Annotated in this window: 20 protein-coding genes; 16 read left to right on the forward strand and 4 right to left on the reverse strand. The window is 69.3% G+C overall.

The window, feature by feature from the left end; all coding sequences use genetic code 11:
• Window positions 1–72 precede the first annotated feature (72 nt).
• From PotMrB4_RS10500 to PotMrB4_RS10515, 4 genes are all read left to right on the forward strand, one after another.
• Window positions 73–1527 carry an APC family permease gene (locus PotMrB4_RS10500; protein WP_142010616.1) on the forward strand — a complete coding sequence of 485 codons (1455 nt, stop codon included), beginning with the start codon at window positions 73–75 and terminating at the stop codon, window positions 1525–1527.
• A 68-nt stretch (window positions 1528–1595) separates the two neighbouring features.
• On the forward strand, window positions 1596–3017 hold the full coding sequence (locus PotMrB4_RS10505) for an aldehyde dehydrogenase family protein (protein ID WP_172433201.1): 1422 nt from the start codon (window positions 1596–1598) through the stop codon (window positions 3015–3017).
• An 11-nt stretch (window positions 3018–3028) separates the two neighbouring features.
• Complete coding sequence (locus PotMrB4_RS10510) at window positions 3029–4378, forward strand: aminotransferase class III-fold pyridoxal phosphate-dependent enzyme (protein ID WP_142010611.1); 1350 nt, start codon at window positions 3029–3031, stop codon at window positions 4376–4378.
• A 95-nt stretch (window positions 4379–4473) separates the two neighbouring features.
• Window positions 4474–5793: an alginate export family protein gene (locus PotMrB4_RS10515; protein ID WP_172433202.1), complete on the forward strand. Its 1320-nt coding sequence runs from the start codon at window positions 4474–4476 to the stop codon at window positions 5791–5793.
• Window positions 5794–5879: 86 nt separating this feature from the next.
• On the opposite strand, the gene PotMrB4_RS10520 is transcribed toward PotMrB4_RS10515, so the two are convergent.
• The gene (locus tag PotMrB4_RS10520; protein WP_074969440.1) at window positions 5880–6644 is read right to left on the reverse strand and encodes an IclR family transcriptional regulator; all 765 of its coding nucleotides are present in this window, start codon (window positions 6642–6644) and stop codon (window positions 5880–5882) included.
• A gap of 187 nt (window positions 6645–6831) precedes the next feature.
• Here PotMrB4_RS10520 and PotMrB4_RS10525 point away from each other — a divergent pair, with 187 nt between their 5' ends.
• Genes PotMrB4_RS10525 through PotMrB4_RS10570 form a run of 10 tightly spaced genes read left to right on the forward strand, consistent with a single transcriptional unit; the run spans window position 6832 to window position 17103 of the window.
• Window positions 6832–8373 carry an acetolactate synthase large subunit gene (locus PotMrB4_RS10525; RefSeq protein WP_172433203.1) on the forward strand — a complete coding sequence of 514 codons (1542 nt, stop codon included), beginning with the start codon at window positions 6832–6834 and terminating at the stop codon, window positions 8371–8373.
• Between the two features lie 13 nt (window positions 8374–8386).
• Entirely contained in the window at window positions 8387–9874 is a 1488-nt protein-coding gene (locus PotMrB4_RS10530; protein WP_074969444.1) for an aldehyde dehydrogenase family protein, read from the forward strand.
• 25 nt (window positions 9875–9899) lie between these two features.
• Window positions 9900–10694 (forward strand): SDR family NAD(P)-dependent oxidoreductase, encoded by a 795-nt coding sequence (locus tag PotMrB4_RS10535; protein ID WP_107331051.1) that lies wholly within the window; start codon window positions 9900–9902, stop codon window positions 10692–10694.
• Window positions 10695–10706: 12 nt separating this feature from the next.
• Complete coding sequence (locus PotMrB4_RS10540) at window positions 10707–11762, forward strand: WD40/YVTN/BNR-like repeat-containing protein (protein WP_107331052.1); 1056 nt, start codon at window positions 10707–10709, stop codon at window positions 11760–11762.
• Window positions 11763–11772: 10 nt separating this feature from the next.
• Window positions 11773–12222, forward strand: a complete 450-nt coding sequence (locus tag PotMrB4_RS10545; RefSeq protein ID WP_074969451.1) for a VOC family protein — start codon at window positions 11773–11775, stop codon at window positions 12220–12222.
• Window positions 12223–12232: 10 nt separating this feature from the next.
• Window positions 12233–12835 carry an amino acid synthesis family protein gene (locus PotMrB4_RS10550; protein ID WP_160481259.1) on the forward strand — a complete coding sequence of 201 codons (603 nt, stop codon included), beginning with the start codon at window positions 12233–12235 and terminating at the stop codon, window positions 12833–12835.
• 27 nt (window positions 12836–12862) lie between these two features.
• Window positions 12863–13732: an alpha/beta fold hydrolase gene (locus tag PotMrB4_RS10555; protein WP_172433204.1), complete on the forward strand. Its 870-nt coding sequence runs from the start codon at window positions 12863–12865 to the stop codon at window positions 13730–13732.
• A complete protein-coding gene (locus PotMrB4_RS10560; RefSeq protein WP_172433205.1) occupies window positions 13729–15336 on the forward strand; it encodes a bifunctional 3-(3-hydroxy-phenyl)propionate/3-hydroxycinnamic acid hydroxylase in 1608 nt (535 codons plus the stop codon). The genes PotMrB4_RS10555 and PotMrB4_RS10560 overlap by 4 nt, the downstream gene beginning before the upstream one ends.
• Window positions 15333–16106, forward strand: coding sequence for a 2-keto-4-pentenoate hydratase (locus PotMrB4_RS10565; RefSeq protein WP_172433206.1), 774 nt, complete (start codon window positions 15333–15335; stop codon window positions 16104–16106). Before PotMrB4_RS10560 ends, PotMrB4_RS10565 begins: the two co-directional genes overlap by 4 nt.
• A gap of 55 nt (window positions 16107–16161) precedes the next feature.
• Complete coding sequence (locus PotMrB4_RS10570; RefSeq protein ID WP_160481263.1) at window positions 16162–17103, forward strand: helix-turn-helix domain-containing protein; 942 nt, start codon at window positions 16162–16164, stop codon at window positions 17101–17103.
• Between the two features lie 10 nt (window positions 17104–17113).
• Here the strand turns inward: PotMrB4_RS10570 and PotMrB4_RS10575 are convergent, their stop codons facing one another.
• Together PotMrB4_RS10575 and PotMrB4_RS10580 are read right to left on the reverse strand one after the other, a co-directional pair.
• Window positions 17114–17935 carry an ROK family protein gene (locus PotMrB4_RS10575; protein WP_172433207.1) on the reverse strand — a complete coding sequence of 274 codons (822 nt, stop codon included), beginning with the start codon at window positions 17933–17935 and terminating at the stop codon, window positions 17114–17116.
• A 66-nt stretch (window positions 17936–18001) separates the two neighbouring features.
• Window positions 18002–18880, reverse strand: coding sequence for a LysR family transcriptional regulator (locus PotMrB4_RS10580; protein ID WP_172433208.1), 879 nt, complete (start codon window positions 18878–18880; stop codon window positions 18002–18004).
• A 95-nt stretch (window positions 18881–18975) separates the two neighbouring features.
• Between PotMrB4_RS10580 and PotMrB4_RS10585 the strand changes: the two genes are divergently transcribed.
• Window positions 18976–19476: a lactoylglutathione lyase family protein gene (locus PotMrB4_RS10585; RefSeq protein ID WP_044407880.1), complete on the forward strand. Its 501-nt coding sequence runs from the start codon at window positions 18976–18978 to the stop codon at window positions 19474–19476.
• An 18-nt stretch (window positions 19477–19494) separates the two neighbouring features.
• On the opposite strand, the gene PotMrB4_RS10590 is transcribed toward PotMrB4_RS10585, so the two are convergent.
• On the reverse strand, window positions 19495–20385 hold the full coding sequence (locus PotMrB4_RS10590; RefSeq protein ID WP_172433209.1) for a helix-turn-helix domain-containing protein: 891 nt from the start codon (window positions 20383–20385) through the stop codon (window positions 19495–19497).
• A gap of 192 nt (window positions 20386–20577) precedes the next feature.
• Here PotMrB4_RS10590 and pobA point away from each other — a divergent pair, with 192 nt between their 5' ends.
• Window positions 20578–21765 (forward strand): 4-hydroxybenzoate 3-monooxygenase, encoded by a 1188-nt coding sequence (gene pobA, locus PotMrB4_RS10595; RefSeq protein WP_172433210.1) that lies wholly within the window; start codon window positions 20578–20580, stop codon window positions 21763–21765.
• Window positions 21766–21843 lie beyond the last annotated feature (78 nt).

Here is a 21843-nt window from a genome sequence, read left to right on the forward strand (position 1 = left end):
GCACAACAACAAGCTCCATCCGGTTCCCGGGCGAACCTCACATCGGCTGCCTCATACAACAAGGTCAAGAAAATGAGCGTATCTATGTCGGTCAACGGCTCCTCATCCAACGAGCTGAGGCGCGGCGCACTGGGCGTCGGCTTCATCATCTTCTTCGTGGTCTCCGCTGCCAGCCCGCTGAGCGTCATCGCCGGCGGCTTCCCCATCGGCATCATGCTGGGCAACGGCCCGGGCACGCCGGCGCTGCTGGTCCTGGCGCTGCTGGTGCTGCTGGCGTTCTCGGTCGGCTACACCACCATGTCCCGCCATGTGACCAACGCCGGCGGCTTCTACGCCTTCTCCTCGCGCGGCCTCGGAGGCCTGGCGGGTGGTGCCGCCGGCGTCCTCGCCATGTGCGCCTACAACATCCTCCAGGTGGGGCTTTACGGCATGTTCGGCGGCGTCGCGGCCGGCACCCTGTCCAGCGTCTTCGGGCTGGACCTGCCCTGGTGGGCGTACTCGCTGCTGGCCATGCTGAGCATCGCGATCCTCGGCTACCGCAACATCGACCTCTCGGCACGGCTGCTGTCGGTCATCGTCATCGCCGAGTACCTGGCGATCCTCACCCTCGACGTGGCGATCCTGCGCAGCGGCGGCGACAGCGGCATCAACTTCGCCTCCTTCGAGCCGACCCACGTCCTCAGCGGCGCGCCCGCCATCGGCCTGCTGTTCTGCTTCGCCGCCTTCATCGGCTTCGAGGCCACCACCATCTACGGCGAAGAGGCCAAGGACCCGCAGCGCACCATCCCCATCGCCACCTACGCCTCGGTCCTGCTGATCGGCTGCTTCTACGCGCTGTCCATCTGGTCCCTGGTGATCGGCGTCGGGGTCGACAAGATCGTCCCGACCCTGCTGGCCCTGCCGGACCCGACCACCTTCATCTACGGCATGTCCGACCACTTCGTCGGGCCGGGCCTGACCTCGCTGATCCGCGTGCTGTTCATGGTCAGCATCTATGCCGGCCTGCTGGCCTTCCACAACGCCGCCGCCCGCTACTTCTACGCCATCGGCCGCGACGGCCTGCTGCCGCGCCAGCTCGGCACCACCCACCGTCTGCACCAGAGCCCGCACATGGGGTCGGCCCTGCAGAGCCTGATCGCGGCGGTGGTGGTGCTGGCCTTCGCCGCCCTGGGGGCCGACCCGATCCTGCAGCTGTTCGCCTGGTTCTCCAGCCTCGCCACCCTCTGCCTGGTGCTGCTGATGGCACTGACCTCGGCGGCGGTGCTGGTGTACTTCAGCCGCCACCCCGAGCTGCGCCTGGGCATCCTGCGCAGCCGCATCCTCCCGGGCTTCTCCTGCATCGCCCTGCTGGGTGTGCTGGGCATCGCGGTGCTGCACTTCGACGTGCTCACCGGCTCCAGCAAGCTCCTGTCCTACGGGCTGTGCGCGGTGATCCCGGTGGCGCTGCTGCTCGGCGTCGCCATGGCGGCGCGGCTGCGCAAGCTCTCCCCCGAGCGCTTCCACGCCCTGGGCAGCCACAAGCTGTAGCGGCGCCTTTCCCAACGCAAACCCTGTAGCCGCCGGCCCAGCCGGTGGCACGTGAATGGAAGACGGTCATGCACGACTATCGAATGCTCATCGACGGCGCCTGGGTAGCAGGCGAAAACGGTCACTTCGAGGTGATCAACCCCGCCAGCGGACGTGCCTTCGCGCAGTGTCCCGCCGGCTCCCTGGACCAGGTCGACCAGGCCGTGCACGCGGCCCAGTTGGCCTTCCGCCAATGGCGGCTGAGCAGCCACGCCACCCGATGCACGGCCTTGCAGCGCATTGCCGACGACATCGAGGCCGAAGCCGAGGCCCTGGCCACCCTGGTGGTGCAGGAGCAGGGCAAGCCCTTCGCCCTGGCGATGTCGGAGATCATGGGCGGCGCCGCCTGGACCCGCTACAGCGCCGAGAGCGAGATCCCCGTGCGGCTGGTGGAGGACACCCCGACCCAGCGCATCGAACTGCACCACAAGCCGCTGGGCGTGGTGGCCTCCATCACCCCCTGGAACTGGCCGTTCATGATCGCCGTGTGGCACATCATGCCCGCCCTGCGCGCCGGCAACTGCGTGGTCAGCAAACCCTCCAGCCTCACGCCCCTGAGCACCCTCAAGCTGGTGGAGATCATCGCCCGCCACGTGCCCCGGGGCGTGATCAACATCGTCACCGGCGAGCGCGGCTTCGGCGGCGCCATCGCCAGCCACCCGGGCATCCGCAAGATCGTCTTCACCGGCTCCACCGCCACCGGCCAGAGCGTGATGCGTGCCGCCGCCGGCAACCTCAAGCGGCTGACCCTGGAACTGGGCGGCAACGATGCCGGCATCGTCCTGCCCGGCACGCCGGTGGAGCAGGTGGCCGAGGCCATCTTCCAGGCTGCCTTCCTCAACATGGGGCAGACCTGCGCAGCGCTGAAGCGCCTCTACATCCATGAGTCCCAGTACCAGGCGTTCTCCCAGGCCCTGGTCGAACTGGCCGGGCGTCAGGTGATCGGCGACGGCCTGGACGCCGACGTCACCTTCGGCCCGGTGCAGAACGCCGAGCAGCTGGCGCTGGTGGAGAACCTGGTGGCCGATGCCCAGGCCCGGGGCGGCCGCGTGCTGTGTGGCGGCGCGCGGCTGGACCGGGAGGGCTTCTTCTACCCGCCGACCCTGGTTGCCGACGTCACCGACGGTCAGCGCCTGGTGGACGAGGAGCAGTTCGGCCCCGTGCTGCCGCTGATCGCCTACCGCGATGTCGAGGACGTCCTGGCCCGCGCCAACGCCAGCGACATGGGCCTGGGCGGCTCCGTCTGGGGCGCCGATGCCGGCGAGGCCCAGGCACTCGCCCAGCGCCTGGAAAGCGGCGTGGCCTGGGTCAACTGCCACGCCCAGATCCAGCCCAACACCCCCTTCGGCGGCTGCAAGCTTTCCGGCTTCGGCGTCGAGTTCGGATTGGAGGGCCTGCTGGAGTTCACCACCCAGCAGTTGCTCTACGTACGCAAGCAACAAGGCCAGTGAGGAGCAGCACCATGTACGAGCGCTACAAGACCGCCGAGAAGAAGTTCTGGCACCCCATGAGTGCCTCCGCCGCCGCCCATCGCGGCAAGACCCTGGTCATCGCCCGGGGCGACGGCAACCACATCACCGACATCGACGGCAATCGCCTGCTGGATGGCGTCGGCGGGCTGTGGAACGTCAACGTCGGGCACAACCGCGCCGAAGTGAAGGCCGCCATCGCCGCGCAACTGGACGAGCTGGCCTACTACCAGACCTTCGACGGCATCGCCCATCCCCGGGTCTTCGACCTGGCCGACCGGCTGACCGCGATGTTCGCCCAGGAGCGCATGACCCGGGTGCTGTTCAACTCCGGCGGATCGGACGCCGTGGAAACCGCCCTGAAGATGGCCCGCCAGTACTGGATCGCCGCCGGCCAGCCCGGTCGCACGCGCTTCCTGTCGCTGCGCAACGGCTACCACGGCGTGCACATCGGTGGCACCTCGGTGGGGGGCAACGGCGTGTACCACTACAACCACGGCCCGCTGCTCGGCGGCTGCCACCTGCTGGACACCCCCTGGCTCTACCGCAACCCCTGGGACTGCCGCGACCCGGAGCAACTGGTGGAGCACTGCATCCGCCAGCTCGAAGAACAGATCGCCCTGCTCGGCGCCCAGACCATCGCCGCCTTCATCGCCGAGCCGGTGCAGGGCGCCGGTGGCGTGATCGTGCCGCCGGCCACCTACTGGAAGCGTCTGCGCGAGGTCTGCGACCGCCACGAGATCCTGCTGATCGCCGACGAGGTGGTCACCGGCTTCGGCCGCTCCGGCTGCATGCTCGGCAGCCGTGGCTGGGGCGTCGCCCCTGACATCCTCTGCCTGGCCAAGGGCATCTCCGCCGGCTACATCCCCCTGGGCGCCACGCTGTTCAACCAGCGCATCAGCGACGCCATCGAGCACGGCCCCGGCTTCAGCAACGTGGTCATGCACGGCTACACCTACAGCGGGCACCCTACCGCCTGCGCCGCCGCCCTGGCGGTGCTGGACATCGTCGAAGCCGAGGACCTGCCCGGCAACGCCGCACGGGTCGGGGCGGCGCTCATCGAGCAACTGCTGCCCCTGGCCGAGCGCTACGACGTGGTGGGCGAGGTGCGTGGCAAGGGGCTGATGATCGCCCTCGACCTGGTGGCCGACAAACGCACCCGGCAACCCCTGGACCCGGCTGCCGGCCACGCCGCACGCATCGCCGAGAGCGCCCGTGCCGAAGGCGTGCTGGTACGCCCGGTGGGCAACAAGATCATCCTCTCGCCGCCGCTGACCCTGACCCTGGACGAAGCCGGCACCCTCGCGGCCGCGCTCGACGCAGCGCTCGCCCAGAACCGCTGACAACGCGGCCCCGCCCGCGCGGCCAGCGCCGCGCGGGCCTTCCTCTGCCCAGAAGACCTACAACAACCTCCCAGCGCGGATGAGGAGCATCAGTCATGCAGCAACGAAAAACCGGCAAGGCCATCACCGGCGGATTCATCCTGGCCCTGGGGCTCGGCGGCCAGGCCAGCGCCCATGAGCTCTACGCCGACGACGACACCCACCTGAACGCGGATGTTCTCGCCGTGTTCGGCTGGATGAACAGCCGCAAGAACTACGACGGCACCTCGGGCGGCTCCACCTGGCGCGAAGGCTTCGTCAAGTACGGCCTCAGCGGCGACCAGGGGCTTGGCGGCCGTGGCAGCGCCTACGGCGCCCTCAACTGGGTCAGCTCCGGCACCTGGGGCGATGGCGATGCCGGCGGCAACACGATCGGCCGCGAGCGCACCACCCGGATCGAGGACGCCTATCTGGGCTGGCGCTCCGGCGACCTGCTGCCGCAACTGGGCCAGGACGGCCTGGACCTCTCCGCCGGCCGCCAGGTGGTCAAGCTGGGGCGCGGCTTCATCGTCAACGACGACGGCCCCAACCTCGGCCAGGGCCCGGCCGACGGCGCTCTCGACCGTGGCGGTGCCTACTACATCGCCGCACGCCATGCCTTCGACCGCACCGCCGTCGTGCGCCTGGGCGGCGAGGACGGCCTGCACGGCAGCGCGGTGTGGCTGAAGTCGGACAACCGCGCCCAGGCCGAAACCGAACTTGCCGCCGGCACCCTGGACTACACCGGCCAGGCCGGCACCCTGGGCCTGACCTGGGTGCATGGCCTCGACGTGACCGACCGCTGGGCCAGCGACTTCCAGAAGCAGCGCGAAGGCATGGACATCGTCAGCCTGCGCGGGGAGGGCGATGCCGGCATCGAACACGCCCACTTCGCCTTCGAGTACGCCTGGCAGGACAAGGATGCCGGCCGCGAGAAGGCCTGGTACGCCGAGGCCGGCTACACCTTCGCCGAGCTGCCCTGGACCCCGGACCTCACCTACCGCTACACCCGCTACTCCGAAGGCTGGGATGCGCTGTTCACCGGCCTCAGCACCACCTACGGCACCTGGTTCCAGGGCGAGGTGGCGGCCAACTACGCCGGGCCGTTCAACCGCAACACCGGCATCCACCACCTTGGCCTGACGCTGCAACCCACCGAGACGGTGAAGGTCGGTGCGCTGTACTTCGACTTCCGCACCCTGCACGATCGCCAGAGCCTCGACCTGGATGCCCGCGAGCTGGACCTCTACGTCGAATGGGCGGCCACCGAGCACCTGATCATCACGCCGCTGATCGGCCTCTACCAGCCGGACAAAAGCGCCAGCAACGGCGGTAACCAGGTGGGCGGCAATGGCACCAATGTCTACAGCCAACTGGTGGTGGCGGTGCCGTTCTAGGACAGGAGGCGGGCCTGGCCGCTGGCGTTCAGGCCCGCAATCGACCCCATGCAGCGGATTGCAAATCCGCTGCATGTTCCCCGGCGTCAGCCGCCCGAACCCCCTTGCCGCTGCATGTTGGCGGCGATGCGGCGGGTGGTGTCCACCAGCATGTCGGTCACCGTTTCCTGGCGCAGCAGCTTGAAGTCGTGGGTGGGGCCGACCACGGAGAGGCTGCCGAGGATGCTCTTGTCATCGAGGCTGAGGATGGGCGCGGCGATGCCGGTGAGGCCGATGTTCAGCTCGTCGCGGGTCAGGCAGTAGCCGTCCTTGCGGATGCGCTTGGCGGCCCGTGCGAACTCCGACCAGCTGCCGGCGCTGTAGGGGTTGCCGGGGTCCTTCGAAATGCGTTCCTCGAACAGCTTCTGCAGGCGCTTGCCCTTCTGGTAGGCCACCAGCACCTTCGACTGTGCGCCCCGGAACAGGGGCAGCGGCTGCCCCCGGCCGAAGGCGAAGTGGTAGGTGTCGCTGTTCTCGGTGATGTAGGTGTTGATGATGCGGTCGTCGTAGAAGACGCTGGCGAACACCGCCAGCCCGGTCTCTTCCGCCAGGGCGTGCATCAGCTCGCGGCCGGCGCTGAGGATCGGGTCGTACTGCCGCATCATCCAGTCCAGTTCGATGATGCGTGGCCCCAGCCCATAGCTGCCGGCACCCACCCGGGTGAGCAGGCCGGCTTCGCACAGGTCCTTCACGTAGCGGTACACCGTGGCGCGGGAAAGCCCCATGCGCGATGCGATGGTGTCCGGGTCCACCTGGAGTTGGTCGGGGCCGAAGAGGTCGAGGACGGCCAGGGTCTTGCTCAAGCTGCTCATTGGAGGCGTACCTGCGGGGCGGGCTGGGCGGTGGACGGAACGATACCGCGTTATGGCGTTTGAAAGGGGCTGGAAAATCTCATTTATCTCGTATTTTGAGCTTTTCGAATCGTAATGCGTTGTAGAGCGTCATTCCGAGTGGAATAAATCTCACACCGAGTCATGCAACCCAGTGAGATCGCTTCCCATGAATGGTGCCGAACTGCTCATCAAGGCCGCTGTCGCCAGCGGGATCGAATACTGCTTCGCCAACCCCGGGACCACCGAGATTCCCCTGGTCGCCGCCCTGGCCGGCGAGCCCCGCCTGAAGCCCGTGCTGTCGCTGTTCGAAGGGGTCTGCACCGGCGCTGCCGACGGCTACGGCCGCATCGCCGAGCGACCGGCGCTGACCCTGACCCACCTGGGGCCGGGCTTCGCCAACGGCATTGCCAATCTGCACAACGCCCGCCGCGCCCACACGCCGATCGTCAACGTGATCGGCGACCACGCCTCCTGGCACGTCAACTACGACCCGCCCCTGGCCAGCGACATCGATGCCCTGGCCGGCGCCGTGTCCGGCTGGGTGCGCACCACCCGCAGTGCCGCGCTCATTGGTGAGGATTTCCAGAGCGCTGTGCAGGCCGCCTGGCAGCCCCGTGGCCAGGTCGCCAGCCTGGTGCTGCCGATGGACTTCCAGGCCCAGGCGGTCGGCCCGCTGCGGCCCCTCACGGCCATTCGCGCGCCGCAACGCCGCTACGACGACGCCAAGGTGGAGGCGCTGGCCCGCGCGCTGCGTGCCGGCAAGCGCCTGGTGTTCATCGTCGGCGACAGCGGCCTGTCGGAGGCCGGCCTGAAGGCGGCCGGTCGCCTGGCCGGCCTGCCGGGCGTGCGCTGCTTCGCCGAGACCTTCCCGCGTCTCAGCCAGCGGGGCGGCGGCCTGCCCGACCTGGACCGGCTGCCGTACTTCCCCGAGGTGGCCATCGAGATCCTCGACCAGTACGACGCGGTGGTCTGTGCCGGCGTGCCTGAGCCCATCAGCTACTTCGGCTACGAGGGCATCCCCTCGCGCCTCGCCGAGCGCGACCGGTTGCTGCACCTGGCCGAGGTGGGGGACGACGTGGCCGCCGCCCTCGATGCGCTGGCCGAGCTGATGGAGGCGCCGGACTGGGTGGCGACCCCGGTGGGTGTCGAGCTGCCGGCGGCCGATGCCGCCCTCACGCCGCAGTCCGTCGGCCGGGTGCTGGCGGCGGCCCTGCCGGAAGACAGCATCGTCTCGGTGGAGGGGGGCACCTGCGGCTACCCGTTTTTCACCGCCTCGGCCAACGCCGCGCGGCACCGGGTGATGACCAACACCGGCGGCGCCATCGGCCAGGGGATTCCGGTGGGCTTCGGCGCGGCCCTGGCCGAGCGCGGCAACCGGGTGTTCTGCCTGCAATCCGACGGCAGCGCCCAGTACACCATCCAGACGCTGTGGAGCATCGCCCGCGAGCAATTGCCGGTGGTGATCCTCATCGCCGCCAACCACCGCTACGCGATCCTGCAGAACGAGCTGCGCCGCTTCGGCGTCAGCGAACTCGGCCCCGAAGCGCTGAGCCTCACCGAGCTGGACCGCCCCCGGGTCGACTGGAAGGCCCTGGCCAAGGGCTACGGCGTGCCCGCCAGCACCGTCCACAGCAACGCCGAGCTGCAGCGCGCCCTGGCGGTCGCCAGCGCGGCGGACGGTCCCTGCCTGATCGAAATGGCACTCTGACGGAGGCCCGCCCATGCACCCGATTCCCTTGCTTCCCAGCGTTCGCGCGTTCCTCGCCACGCCTCGCCAGCTGTTCATCGGCGGCACCTGGCAGGAGGCCGCCAGCGGGCGCCGCTTCAGCGTCGAGAACCCGGCCGATGAGTCGCCGATCGCCGAAGTGGCCCAGGGCGCGGCGGCGGATGTGGACGCCGCCGTCGCCGCCGCCCGTGCCGCCTTCGAAGGCCCCTGGCGGCGCGAGACCCCCGCCCGGCGCGGCCTGTTGCTGTGGCGCCTGGCCGAGCTGATCGAGGCCCACCAGGAGGAGCTGGCGCAGCTGATCACCCTGGAGAACGGCAAGCCCATCGCCAATGCCCGGGGCGAGGCCGCCAGCGCGGCCAACATCATCCGCTACTTCGCCGGCTGGCCCACCAAGATCGAGGGCGGCACGCTGCCGGTGTCGCCGGCCAGCGGGCCGATGCTCAACTACACCCTGCGCGAACCGGTGGGCGTCTGCGCGCTGATCGTGCCGTGGAACTTCCCACTGACCATGTGCGTGTGGAAGCTCGGCCCGGCCCTGGCCACCGGCTGCACTGCGGTGCTCAAACCGGCCGAGCAGACCCCGCTGGTGGCGGTGCGCCTGGTGCAACTGATCGAGGCGGCGGGCTTCCCCGCCGGCGTGGTCAACCTGGTGACCGGCTTCGGCGTGGACACCGGCGCGCCGCTGGCGCAGCACCCGGACGTGGACAAGATCGCCTTCACCGGCTCGACCCAGATCGGTCGGCTGATCGCTCAGGCGGCCACCGGCAACATGAAGAAGGTGTCCCTGGAGCTGGGCGGCAAGTCGCCGAACATCATCCTGCCGGATGCCGACATCGCCCGCGCCGCCAAGGGTGCTGCCGACGGCATCTTCTACAACCAGGGCCAGGTATGCACCGCCGGCTCCCGGCTCTATGTCCACGACAGCGTGCTGGAACCGGTGCTCGACGAGCTGCGCCGGCACGCCGCCGCCCATGTGCTGGGCGCGGGCCTGGTGCCTTCCACCACCCTCGGGCCGCTGGTCTCCGGCCGCCAGTGGGGCACCGTCAGCGGCTACCTGCAGCGTGGCCTGGCCGAGGGTGCCGAGCTGGTGTGCGGCGGGGCTCGCCCCGGGCATCTGGAACGCGGCCACTTCATCGAGCCGACGGTGTTCCTCGACCGCGCCGAGCGCGCCTGCATCGCCCGGGAAGAGATCTTCGGCCCGGTGCTCACGGTGATGCGCTGGTCCGACCTGGACGACCTGGTGCTGCGCGCCAACGACTCGCCCTACGGACTGGCCGCCGGGGTCTGGACCCGCGACCTGCGCTCGGCGCACCGCATCGCCGCCGCGCTCAAGGCCGGCTCGGTGTGGATCAACTGCTGGAACGTGGTCGACCCGGCCTCGCCCTTCGGCGGCTACAAGCAATCCGGCTGGGGCCGGGAAATGAGCAAGCACGTGATCGACGCGTACACCGAGACCAAGAGCGTGTACGTCGATCTCGCCTGACGCACCCACGACAAGAGGAACGAACATGGATCTGGAACTGAACGGCCGCGTGGCCATCGTCACCGGCGGCGGCATGGGCATCGGCAAGGAGGTCGCCCGCTTCCTGTCCCAGGAGGGCTGCAAGGTGGTGGTCTGTGCGCGGCGCATGGAATACCTGAAGCAGGCCGCCGAGGAGATCAGCGCCGAAACCGGCAACGAGGTGCTGCCGCTGTTCTGCGACACCAACGACATGTCCGCCGTGGCCGACATGGTCAGCGAGACCCAGCGCCACTTCGGCCGCATCGACATCCTGGTCAATGGCGCCGCCGCGCCCTCGGGCGTGGTGCGCAACGACATCGAGCACGCCGGCGACGATGAGTTGCTGGCGGACCTGAACACCAAGGTCATCGGCTACTTCCGCTGTGCCAAGGCCGTGACCCCGCACATGAAGGCCGCCGGGTTCGGCCGCATCATCAACATCGGTGGCCTCACCGGGCGCGGCAGCAAGGTGCTGTCGGGCATGCGCAACCTGGCCATCGCCCACATGACCAAGACGCTCTCCGACCAGCTCGGCCCCTTCGGCATCACCGTCAACCTGATCCACCCCGGCGTGGTGGACACCCCGCACATCCAGGAGCTGTACGAGCGTGAAGGCCTCAAGCAGGGCAAGACGCCGCAGCAGGTGGAGCAGGGCTACATCGACGCCACGCCCATCCGCCGCACCCTGCAACCCATCGAAATGGGCTGGCTGATCGGCTTCCTGGCATCACCCAAGGCCGGCGCGGTCACGGGCGAATCCATCGGCATCGATGGCGGCCTGACCCGCGGCATCTTCATCTGAGGAGGACCTGACATGAGTAACGGAACGCTGCTCGTCGCCACCGTCGGCCAGGCCGTGATCCGCAGTGCCGACCAGGGCCGCAGCTGGCACCGCCTGGGGCTCGGCCAGCCGCTGGAGTTCGACGCCATCACCCGCTCGCTGAGCCTCAGCCCGCAGGCGCCGGAGGTGATCTACGCCGGCGCCGACGTGGGCCTGATCGTCAGCCGCGACGTGGGCAACAGCTGGACGCGGGTGGAGTCGCCGTTCAACGGCCAGACCGTGTGGAAGGTCGCCGTGGACCCGCAGGACCCGCAGCGGATCTTCGTCGGCACCGGCGCCCCATCCCGCGCGGTGCTCTGGCGCAGCCTGGATGCCGGCGCCAGCTGGTACCGGGTGCCGGTGGAGATCCCGGAGTTCTGCGGCGGGGTGAACCGCCCCCGGCTGCTGGCCTTCGCCTACGACCCGACCGACCGCCAGCAGGTCTGGTTCGGCCTGGAGGAGGGCGGCCTGTTCCACAGCCGCGACGGCGGCGACACCTTCACCCGCGTCGATGACCGCCTGCTGTGGGACTACCACTCGGACATCCACAACATCCAGGTGCTGCCCAACCACGGGCGCAAGGTGATCGTGGTCGCCTGTGTCAACGCCGTCTACCGCAGTGTCGACGAGGGCCTGACCTGGGAGGGCACCCTGGCCCGCGAAGCCTTCGGGCTCTACTACGTGCGCGCGCTGAACGCCCCGCTGGGCAGCCAGGACACGCTCTACCTGAGCATCTCCGACGGCACGCCGGGCACCACCAGCAAGATCCTGGTCTCCCGCGATTGCGCGGCGAGCTGGGAGGTCCTGCCCCTGCCGCAGCAGCCCAACTCCTGCGTCTGGGCCATCGCCTTCGACCCGTCCAACCCGCGTCGCATTGTGGCTGGGACCAAGTACGGCCACCTGTTCACCTCGGAGAACGGCGGAGATGGCTGGCAGAAGCAGTGGCGCGACTTCAGCGAGATCGCCGACGTGCTCTGGACTCCGGCGGTGGCCGACATCCGTCCGGCGCACCAGTCCATCGTCACCCCGACCATCGCCACCCAGCCCTGAGGAGACCGCCATGAAAGTCGAGGTCGTACGGACCCACCTGTCGCTCTTCGTGCGCGACCCGGCGCACTCCGCGCGCTGGTACGCGGACATCCTCGGGATGCACGAGAGCGCCCGGGGCGAGCGCTGGATCATGATGGCGTTCGGCAGCAAGCACCACGACATCGCCCTGATCGAGGCCGAGCCCGGCGCCCAGCAGGGCGGCCTGGGGTTGCAGCACTACGGGCTGGAGATCGCCGGCGACATGGACACGCTGCGGGGCCTCTACGGCATGTTGCTGGCCAAGGGCGTGGAGGTGGTGAAGATCACCGACCACGAGATCGGCCACGGGGTGTACTTCAACGACCCGGACGGCAACCGCCTCGAATTCTTCCTCGAAACCGACCACGACGACGCACGGGCCAAGGCGCGCTTCAAGGCCGCCGGCGCACCGAGCCGTCATTTCCATCTCGACCCCCTCTGAGGAGCCACTGATGAAACCGAACACCTTCGCCCACTACCACATCCGCAAGTGGTACAGCTTCGTCGAGGAAACCCTGGCCAACGAGAGCGGCCAGCTGGCCGACGGCGAGCCACTGTTCAAGTACGTGGTCGCGGCGGCGATCCACAACCCCTATGCCGGTCGCTTCAGCCAGGACCTCGCCGAGCTGGTGGAGGGCTCGCCGGAACTGGGCCGCGAGTTCGGTCGGCGCATCCGGGAGCTGGCCGGCGAGCGCGCCATCGAGAGCTACGGCAAGGCCTGCCTGGTGGGCACCCAGTGCGAGTACGAGCACGGCAACGCCTTCCTCACCAACCCGGCGGCCGACCCGGTGCGCGTGGCGCTCGGGGGCGGCAAGTCCTGGGTGCCGTCCACCGGCAAGCGGGGCGCGCCGGGGGCGACCATCGACGTGCCGCTGGCCCACAAGGACGCGCTCTACGTGCGCTCCCACTACGACACGGTTTCCGTGTCCTTCGGCGACGGCCCCGCGCCGGACGAGGTGATCATCATCTGGGCCTTCGCCACCCGTGGCCGCCTGCATGCGCGCCTGGGCGGCCTGGCAGCCAAGGACATCCAGGGCGACAACGGCCTGGTCTGAGTAGCGCCTTGGCGCCGGGGGAACGTGATGGTTGCGCACAGCCTGTTCTTCAACAACCGCAGCGGCCTGCGGCTGCACCACCTGCGCTGGGGCGAGCCCGGCGGTATTCCGGTGCTGCTGCTGCACGGCTTGCGCGCCTATGCCCAGACCTGGGAGGCGCTGGCCGGCGCCCTGGGGCCGGGCTACTGCTGCCATGCCTTGGACCAGCGCGGCCGGGGCCTGAGCGACTGGGCCGACTGGCCCAGCTACCGCACCGAGGTCTACGTGGACGACCTGGAGGATTGGGTGGCGCACCTGGGGCTCGGGCGCTTCGTGCTGGTGGGGCACTCCCTGGGCGGCGCCAACGCGCTGGAGTATGCGCGGCGCAATCCGGGGCGGCTGCGGGCGCTGGTGATCGAGGACATCGGCCCCGGCTCCTCCAGCAGCGGCCAGGGCGCCGAGCGCATCCGCCGGGAGATGCGCGAGACGCCCCTGCGCTTCGCCGACTGGGCCGAGGCGGAGGCCTTCTGGCGCAGGGCGCGCAGCGGGCTCTCGGCGCAGGGGCTGGCCGCGCGCCTGGCCCATTCGATGAAAGCCGATGGCCAGGGCGTCACCTGGCGGCATGACCAGCAGGGCATCGCCGAGGCCCGCCTGAGCATTGAGCCGACGGACCTCTGGCCGGCGGTGCGGGCGCTCGACTGCCCGGCGCTGTTCATCCGCGGCGGCCGCTCGGACTTCCTGCCACCGGCGATGCTGGCGGCCCTGCGCGAGGCCAATCCGAACATTGCGACGGCGGAAATCGCCAATGCCAGCCACTATGTGCACGACGAGCAGGGCACGGCGTTCAACCGCCTGGTGGCCCTGTACCTCGACGAGCAGCTGGCACGACAACAACAAGAAGCGGGTGAGAGAGCATGAGACGCGAACGCACGGAGGTGGTGATCGTCGGCGCGGGGCCGAACGGCATCACGGCGGCCCACTACATGGGCCTGTACGGCATCGATTGCGTGGTGCTGGAGCTGGCCGAGGAGATCCTGCCCTATCCGCGCGCGGTGGGCATGGACGACGAGGCGCTGCGGGTGCTGCAGACCGTCGGCGTGGCCGACCTGGCCCACCGCGACATGATCAGCAACGTCCCGCTGCGCTACTACAACGCCCGGGGCGTGTGCTTCGCCGAGGTAAAGCCGAGCACCGCCCAGTACGGCTGGCCGATGCGCAACATCTTCATGCAGCAGTTGCTCGAACGCACCCTGCGGGACGAACTGGCCGGGCGCGAGCACGTGGATGTCCGCCTGGGCCATGAAATGCTGGCGCTGGAGCAGGACGACGACGGCGTGACGCTCCAGGTCAAGGATCGCCAGGGCGAGGTCTACGCGCTCCAGGCCCGCTACGTGATCGCGGCGGACGGCGGTCGTTCGGCGGTGCGCAAGCAGCTGGGCATCGAGCTGGTGGGGCTGACCCACCCGCGCAAGTGGGTGGTGGTGGACGCCACCAACGATTCCCTGGATGCGCCCTACACGGCCCTGCACGCCGACCCGCAGCGGCCCTTCGTGTGCATCTACCTGCCGTACCGCCAGCGCCGCTGGGAATTCATGCTGATGGAGCATGAGGACGAGGCGAAGATGTGCGAGGAGGCCAACATCCGCCGGCTCATCCGTGGCCACATCGGCGAGGCCGTGGACCAGCTGGAGATCGTCCGCATCCGCGCCTACACCCACAACTCGCGGGTGGCCGAGCGCTTCGTGGAAGGGCGGGTGGCGCTGATCGGCGATGCCGCGCACATCTCCCCGCCCTGGGCCGGGCAGGGGCTCAACTCCGGCCTGCGCGACGTGGCCAACCTGTGCTGGAAGATCGCCGCCGTGCTCAAGGGCCGTGCGCGCCCGGCGCTGCTGCAGACCTACGACACCGAGCGCCGTGGGCACGCGCTGGACCTCATCTCGCTGGCCGACAACATGGGCGCTGTGCTGGGCCTGACCAACCCGCTGATGGCCGGGGTGCGGGACTGGATGTTCCAGGCGGTGAACACCGTCGACAGCCTGCGTTCGCACCTGCTGGAGTTCAAGTTCAAGCCCAAGGCGACCATCTCCAAGGGCTTCGTCCACCATGAGCGCCCCGACCTGCGCGAAGGCGACCTGGAGGGGCAGCTGTTCATCCAGCCCTTCGTCGAGGACGGCCAGGGCCGCCGCCAGCGCCTGGACGAGGTGCTGGGCCCCTGGTTCGCGGTGATCGGCTACCGGGTCAACCCCGCAGCGGGGCTGTCGGCACAGACCCGTGCCTTCTGGGACGGGCTGGAGACGCGCTTCATCCAGGTCAACCGTTCGCGCAGCGGCCCTGGGCGTCACCAACCCTTGTTGGCCGAGGGCGCCATCAGCGTGGAGGACGTCGATAACCAGCTGGGTGACTGGTTCGCCAGCGCCCGCGACAGCATCGTGGTGGTGCGGCCGGATCGCTTCATCGCCGCCATCACCACCCCCGAGCGCCTGGACGAGGTGCTGGGCAAGCTGGCGAGGCAGCTGGCGTGAGCCGGGGTGCCGGGCTGGCGGCCGCCCTGTTGCAGGCCCAGGCCAGCGCGACGCCTCTGGCGCCCGCCTGCGGCGAGGGGCTGACGCTGGACGACGGGTTGCAGGTGCAGCACCAGGCGCTGGCCCGGCGCCTGGCAGCAGGTGAACGCCTGACGGGGTGGAAGGTGGCCTTCGCCGGTGCTGCTGCCCAGCGCCGCTTCGGCCTGAGCGAGCCGGTGTACGGCGCGCTGACCGACGCCATGTGCGTGCCGCCGGGTGCCACGCTGGCGCTGGGCGGGCTGGTCCAGCCGAAGCTGGAGGTGGAGCTGGCGCTGATCCTCGGTGCGCCGCCGCTGCCGGGCACCTGGGACGACGCGGCACTGCTCGGTGCGGTGGCGGCGGTGGCGCCGGCGTTCGAGGTGGCGGATTGCCGCTGGTCGGGATGGCGGTTCGGCGCGGGAGCGTTCCTTGCGGACAACGCGGCGGCGGCCCTCTACTGCCTGGGCGAACCCCAGGCATTCGGCCCGGCGCATCACGCCGGGCTGGACTGGCAACTGGAAGCCGAGGGCGCCGTGCTGGGTGCGGGCAGCAGCCCGGGAGAGGGCGATGCGCCGTTGCCCAATGCCTGCTGGGCCTTGCGCCGCCTGCTGGCCGACGGCGCCTCGTTGCAGCCCGGCCAGGTGATTCTCAGCGGGGCGCTGCTGCCGCCGCTGGACATCCGGCCGGTGGAGTACCGCTTGCGGATGCTGGGCACGGAACTTGCACTGAGGTTCGTCCAGGACGATTCCTGAGCCAGGGAGGCGTGCTCAATGGCTGGCGCCGCTCGGCGCCGGAGGAGAGACCCAGATGTTGGCTGAAGTGCGTTCCTTCGATGATTCCCAGCAACACGCCGGCTCGATCCTGGGCTGGAACCAGGTCTACGACCAGCTGGGGCGGGGCCACCTGTCCAGCGAGCTGCAGCAGGTGGCCGCCGAGCGCTTCCAGATCTTCCAGGAAACCCTGGACAAGCGGGTGGTGCAGCACGGCTGCGCGCCCCGTGGGCGGCTGTGCATCGCCATGTCACTGGGGGCGGGGCGCTTCCCGGTGGTGCAGGGCTACGAGGCCGGCCCGCAGAGCGTGCCGTTGCTGCGCGACGGCGAGGAGTTCCTGCTGCACGCGCCGGAGGGCATGAGCTTCTTCGCCATCAACATCGACGCCGAGCGGTTCGCCCGCCTGGCGGAGGTCGAGCTGTCCCGCGAGCAGCTCGGTGCCCTGCGCACGCAGCCACAGATGGCCGTTTCCCGTGCGGTGCTGGAGCGGGTGCGGAGCCGGGTCCAGCCGGTGTTCAGCGCGCTGGTCAAGGGTGACATCGCCCTGGACCGGGCCTGCGAGGCGCGTCTGGAAGAGCAGTTGCTGGAGACCTTCCTCGACCTGTTCATCCATGCGCGGGACACCCCCCGGGGCCGCCGTGGCAATGTCGCCGTGTCGGCCTACCTGGTGCGCAAGTGCCAGGAGATCGCCCTGGCCAATACCGACGAGTTGCCGAGCATCCTCGCGCTCTGCGAGCAACTGCGGGTCAGCCGTCGCACCCTGCAGAGCAGCTTCCAGCTGGTGGCCGGCATGCGTCCGGTGGAATACCTGCGCACCCTGCGCCTGAATGCGGTGCGCCGCCGCCTGACCAGCACGCCCGCGAGCGTGCTGAACGTCGGTGAGGCGGCGGCGGAGCAGGGCTTCTATCACCTCAGCCATTTCTCGGCGCGCTACCGCGAGCTGTTTGGCGAATGCCCCTCGGAAACGCGGCGGCCCTGAACGGGCGCCCTCAACGGGCGGCGAAGCGCTGGGCGCCCAGGGCGGCCATCTGCTCGGGGTTGCTCGAGCGGGTGATGCTGCAGGCGTTCCAGAGGTCTTCCAGGCTGTGCCGTTGTGCGGCGTCGAGGGCGGCCTGGAGGTAGCCGGGGTAGTGCAGGGTGCCGCCGCCCAGGACGATGCGCTGGGGGTTGAGCAGGTTGACCAGGGTGGCGATGCCCAGGCCCAGGCAGTGGCCGGCCCGGTGGACGAGGGCCTGGCTGGCCGGATCGCCGGCGGCCAGCCGAGCGTTCAGGGTGGCGGCATCCACCCCGGCCCGGGCCAGGAGGCTGGCGCCGCTGGCCAACTGGTCCAGCGTGCGCGGGCCGTCGTCGGTGGCGAGGGGGATGCTGCCCAGTTCGCCCGCCCAGCCACGGCTGCCCTCCAGCACCCGGCCGCCTTGCTGGATGGCCGCGCCAATGCCGGTGCCGATCATGACGACGGCGGTGTCGACATCCGGTTCGGCGGCGGTTTCGTGGTGCAGGGCGGCCCTGACGTCATTGATCAGTCGCACCCGGCCGGCGAGGGGGGCGAGGTCGTCGGCCTTCAGGCCCTGCAAGGCCGGCAGCACGTCTGACAGCCGCAGTTCGTGGTCGCCGATCACCAGCCCCGGCAGGGCGATGCCGATGCGCTCCACCGGTTCGCCCAGGTCCTGGATGAACGCCGCGAGGGCCTGTTTCAGTTGTGCCGGGGTGAAGTCCGGGCCGGTGGCCACCTTGCGGCTCCGGGGGTTGCCGGGCTCGCCGGCAAGCATGAGCAGCTTGGTTCCGCCGACATCGACGCCGAGTACGGCCATGGTGAGGCTCCTGGTCAGGGGGAGGGGCCTTATGAGACCACAGGCGAGGGAAAACGATGCAGGCCGTCAGGGGAGCGCGACCAGGCCTCGCTGGAGGTGCTCGATGGCCCGTTCGGCCCGGCTGGACAGGGGCCACTCGGCGCGGTGGATCAGCCAGAGCCTGTCCACCACCTGCGCCTCCAGCTCGGCGACCTGGATTGCGGCCTGGTTGGCGAAGGCCTGGCGGGCGTAGCGCGGCAGCACGGCGAAGCCGAGGCCACGGGCGACGGGTTCGAGGATCAGGCCGACCTGGTTGCTGAAGCCGCGCAGCGGCAGGCTGTGCAGGCCCGGATGGCCGGGGAAGCAGCGGCTCAGCAGGCGGCCGGCCATGGCCTGGCCGTCGGGGTGGTCGATCATGCCCAGGCGCTGCAGGTCGCCCCAGTCGCGGGCCTGTTCGCCCGCCGGCAGGACCAGCTCCAGGGGCTCTTCGGCGAACAACCGGGCCTCCAGGCGGGCGTCGTCCGGCCTGAGGCTGACCAGCCCCAGCTCGAAGCGGTTGTCCAGCACGGCGGCGAGCACTTCGCTGTCCGGTGCGAAACGGTGGCGCACCACCAGGCCCGGATGGGCCTGCTGCAGGTCCAGCAGCAGGGGATAGAGCACCAGGCCGATGCTGCCGGGGCTGATGAGGCTGATGTCGCCCTCGTCGGCCCGGGTCTCGTCCAGCCGCTGCCGCAGGCGTTGGTCGGCGCGCTGCAGTTCGCCGCAGTAGTCCAGCAGGGCGTGGCCGGCGGGTGTCAGTTCGATCTGCCGGGGCCGGCGGATCAGCAGCGGGCCGAGGCGTTCTTCCAGGTGGCGGATGTGCTGGCTGACTGCAGCCTGGGTGAGGTCGAGGCGTTCGGCCGTGCGGGTGAAGTTGCCCAGCTCGGCCAGGTGTTCGAAGGTCAACAGCCATTGGGGATTGAGCATAACGATAACTTATCAATTCAATAATCGTGGCGTGGTTCTAATTATAGCGATGCCTCCTTAGGCTGCTCCCATCATCAACGACAGGAGCATTCGCTATGACCGCGACCTATCCCCGCAGCTTTTCCCACATTGGCCTTTCGGTGACCGACCTCGATGCGGCGGTGACCTTCTACACCGAGGTGCTCGGCTGGTACCTGATCATGCCGCCCACCACCATCACCGAGGACGACTCGGCCATCGGCGTGATGTGCACCGACGTGTTCGGTGCGGGGTGGGGCTCGTTCCGCATCGCCCACCTGTCCACCGGTGATCGCATCGGCGTGGAGATCTTCCAGTTCCCCAATGCCGAGCGTCCGTCCGGTGAGTTCCAGTACTGGAAGGGCGGGGTGTTCCACTTCTGCGTGCAGGACCCGGACGTGGAGGGCCTGGCGGCCCGGATCGTCGCCGCCGGCGGCAAGCAGCGCATGCCGATCCGTGAGTACTTCCCCGGTGAGAAGCCGTACCGGATGGTCTACATGGAAGACCCCTTCGGCAACATCCTGGAGATCTACAGCCACAGCTATGAGCTGACCTACGCCGCCGGCGCCTACCAGTGACCGGCTGCGCCGGCCGCCCTAGCCGTTCTCGGCGGGGCGGTCGTTGGCCTGGCGGAAGGCGTTGGGCGACTGGCCGATGAGGCGGCGGAAGAAGCGCGAGAAGTAGGTGGGATCGCTGAAGCCCAGGCTGTCGGAAACCTGGGCGATGGTCATGTTGGTGTAGATGAGGCTGCGCCGGGCCTCCAGCAACAGGCGCTGATGGATGATCTGCAGCGCGCTCTGGCCCGCCAGCCGGCGGCACAGGGTATTGAGGTGGACGCTGGAGAGGTCCAGCCGGTGGGCGAGGGTCTCCACCGTGAGGTGTTCGCGGTAGTGCTGCTCCACCAGCTTGATGTAGCGGCCCAGCAACTGGCGGTTGCGCTCGTCTCGGCCGCTGGGCGGGGTGTTCTGCTGGCGCTGGCGGGTGATCCATACCACCAGCACGTTGACCAGGGACGCCAGCACCAGGTCGCGGGAGGCGGCGCTGCCTTCGTACTCCTGCAACAGGGCGGCGAACAGCGTGCTGATGTAGCGGCGGTCGCGGCCCACCGGGTAGCAGCCCGAGGAGGCCAGCACCGCCAGCGGCGCGCCCAGCTGCTGTTCCAGACGTTCCACCAGCGGCGCGCCGAGGCTGAGCACGTAGCCTTCGATGTTCTCGGAGAACTGGAAGCCGTGGACGCACAGCGGCGGCGTCACCTGGATGGAGGGTTCGTCGACCGGGCTGCGCCGGCCTTCCACCTCCACCACCGCCTGGCCGCGCTGCACGTAGAGCAGCTGGAACAGGTCGGCATGGCGGTGCGGCTTGATCTCCCAGTGGTGCAGGCTGCTGCGCTTGGGAATGGACTCGCAATGCAGCAGGTCGGGGGTCGGCCAGGCCTGGTTCTCGCCGTAGAGCTTGAACACGGGCACGCCGGGGATGCGGTCGGTCATGGAGGGCCTGGCACGGATCAGCGGTGGATGGCTGCCCGATAATCGGACGCTGTTTTCAAAAGTGCAATTCCTGGTACGGAAAACACCCTTCTTTTCCCATTCTTGTCAGCAAAAATGCAGGGGCATCCAAGCCACTCGTTTGCGGTCGCTGCCAGCCATCGGGCCGCAACGCCTCACTGAGAGACAAGAACAATGAAAACCCAGGTTGCCATCATCGGTGCCGGTCCTTCGGGCCTGCTGCTCGGCCAGTTGCTGCACAAGGCCGGTATCGACACCCTCATCATCGAACGCCAGACCCCCGACTACGTTCTCGGCCGCATCCGTGCCGGCGTGCTGGAGCAGGGCACGGTGGACATGCTCCGCGAGGCCGGCGTGAGTGCCCGGATGGACGCCGAGGGGCTGGTGCACGAGGGCGTCGAGCTGGTGTTCGACGGCAAGCGGGTGCCCATCCACCTGAGCGAACTCACCGGCGGCAAGAGCGTGATGGTCTACGGCCAGACCGAGGTCACCCGCGACCTGATGGAGGCCCGCGCCGCCAGCGGTGCGCCGACCCTCTACGGTGCCAGCAACGTGGCGCTGCACGAGCTGAAGGGAGAGCGCCCCTACGTCACCTTCGAGCACGCTGGCGAGCAGGTCCGGGTCGACTGCGACTACATCGCCGGCTGCGACGGCTTCCACGGCGTGTCGCGCCAGAGCATCCCGGCCGGGGTGCTCACCGAGTACGAGCGCGTGTACCCCTTCGGCTGGCTGGGCCTGCTGTCCGACACCCCGCCGGTCCACGAGGAACTCATCTACGCCCAGCACCCGCGTGGTTTCTCCCTGTGCAGCCAGCGTTCCCTGACCCGCAGCCGCTACTACCTGCAGGTGCCGCTGACGGACAAGGTGGAGGACTGGTCCGACGAGCGCTTCTGGACCGAGCTGAAGGCGCGCCTGCCGGAGGAGGTGGCCGGGCGCCTGGTGACCGGGCCGTCCCTGGAGAAGAGCATCGCCCCGCTGCGCAGTTTCGTGGTGGAGCCCATGCAGTACGGCCACCTGTTCCTGGTGGGGGATGCCGCCCACATCGTCCCGCCCACCGGCGCCAAGGGCCTGAACCTGGCCGCGTCCGACGTCTGCTACCTCTACCGCATCCTGGTCAAGGTCTACCGCGAAGGGCGCACCGACCTGCTGGAGAAGTACTCCGAACTGGCCCTGCGCCGGGTCTGGAAGGGTGAACGCTTCAGCTGGTTCATGACCAACCTGCTGCACGACTTCAACGGCCACCAGGACGCCTGGGACCAGAAGATGCAGCAGGCCGACCGCGAGTACTTCCTCAGCTCCCGGGCGGGGCTGGTGAACATCGCCGAGAACTATGTGGGCCTGCCTTACGAGCGGGTGGAGTGAGGCCTGTCCGGTGATTGTGGAAGGCCCCCGGTGACCCAGGTTGCCGGGGGCTTTTTCATGAGTCGAGTGCTGTCGCTG

It is taken from the genome of Metapseudomonas otitidis (assembly GCF_011397855.1).
Lineage (GTDB): Bacteria > Pseudomonadota > Gammaproteobacteria > Pseudomonadales > Pseudomonadaceae > Metapseudomonas > Metapseudomonas otitidis.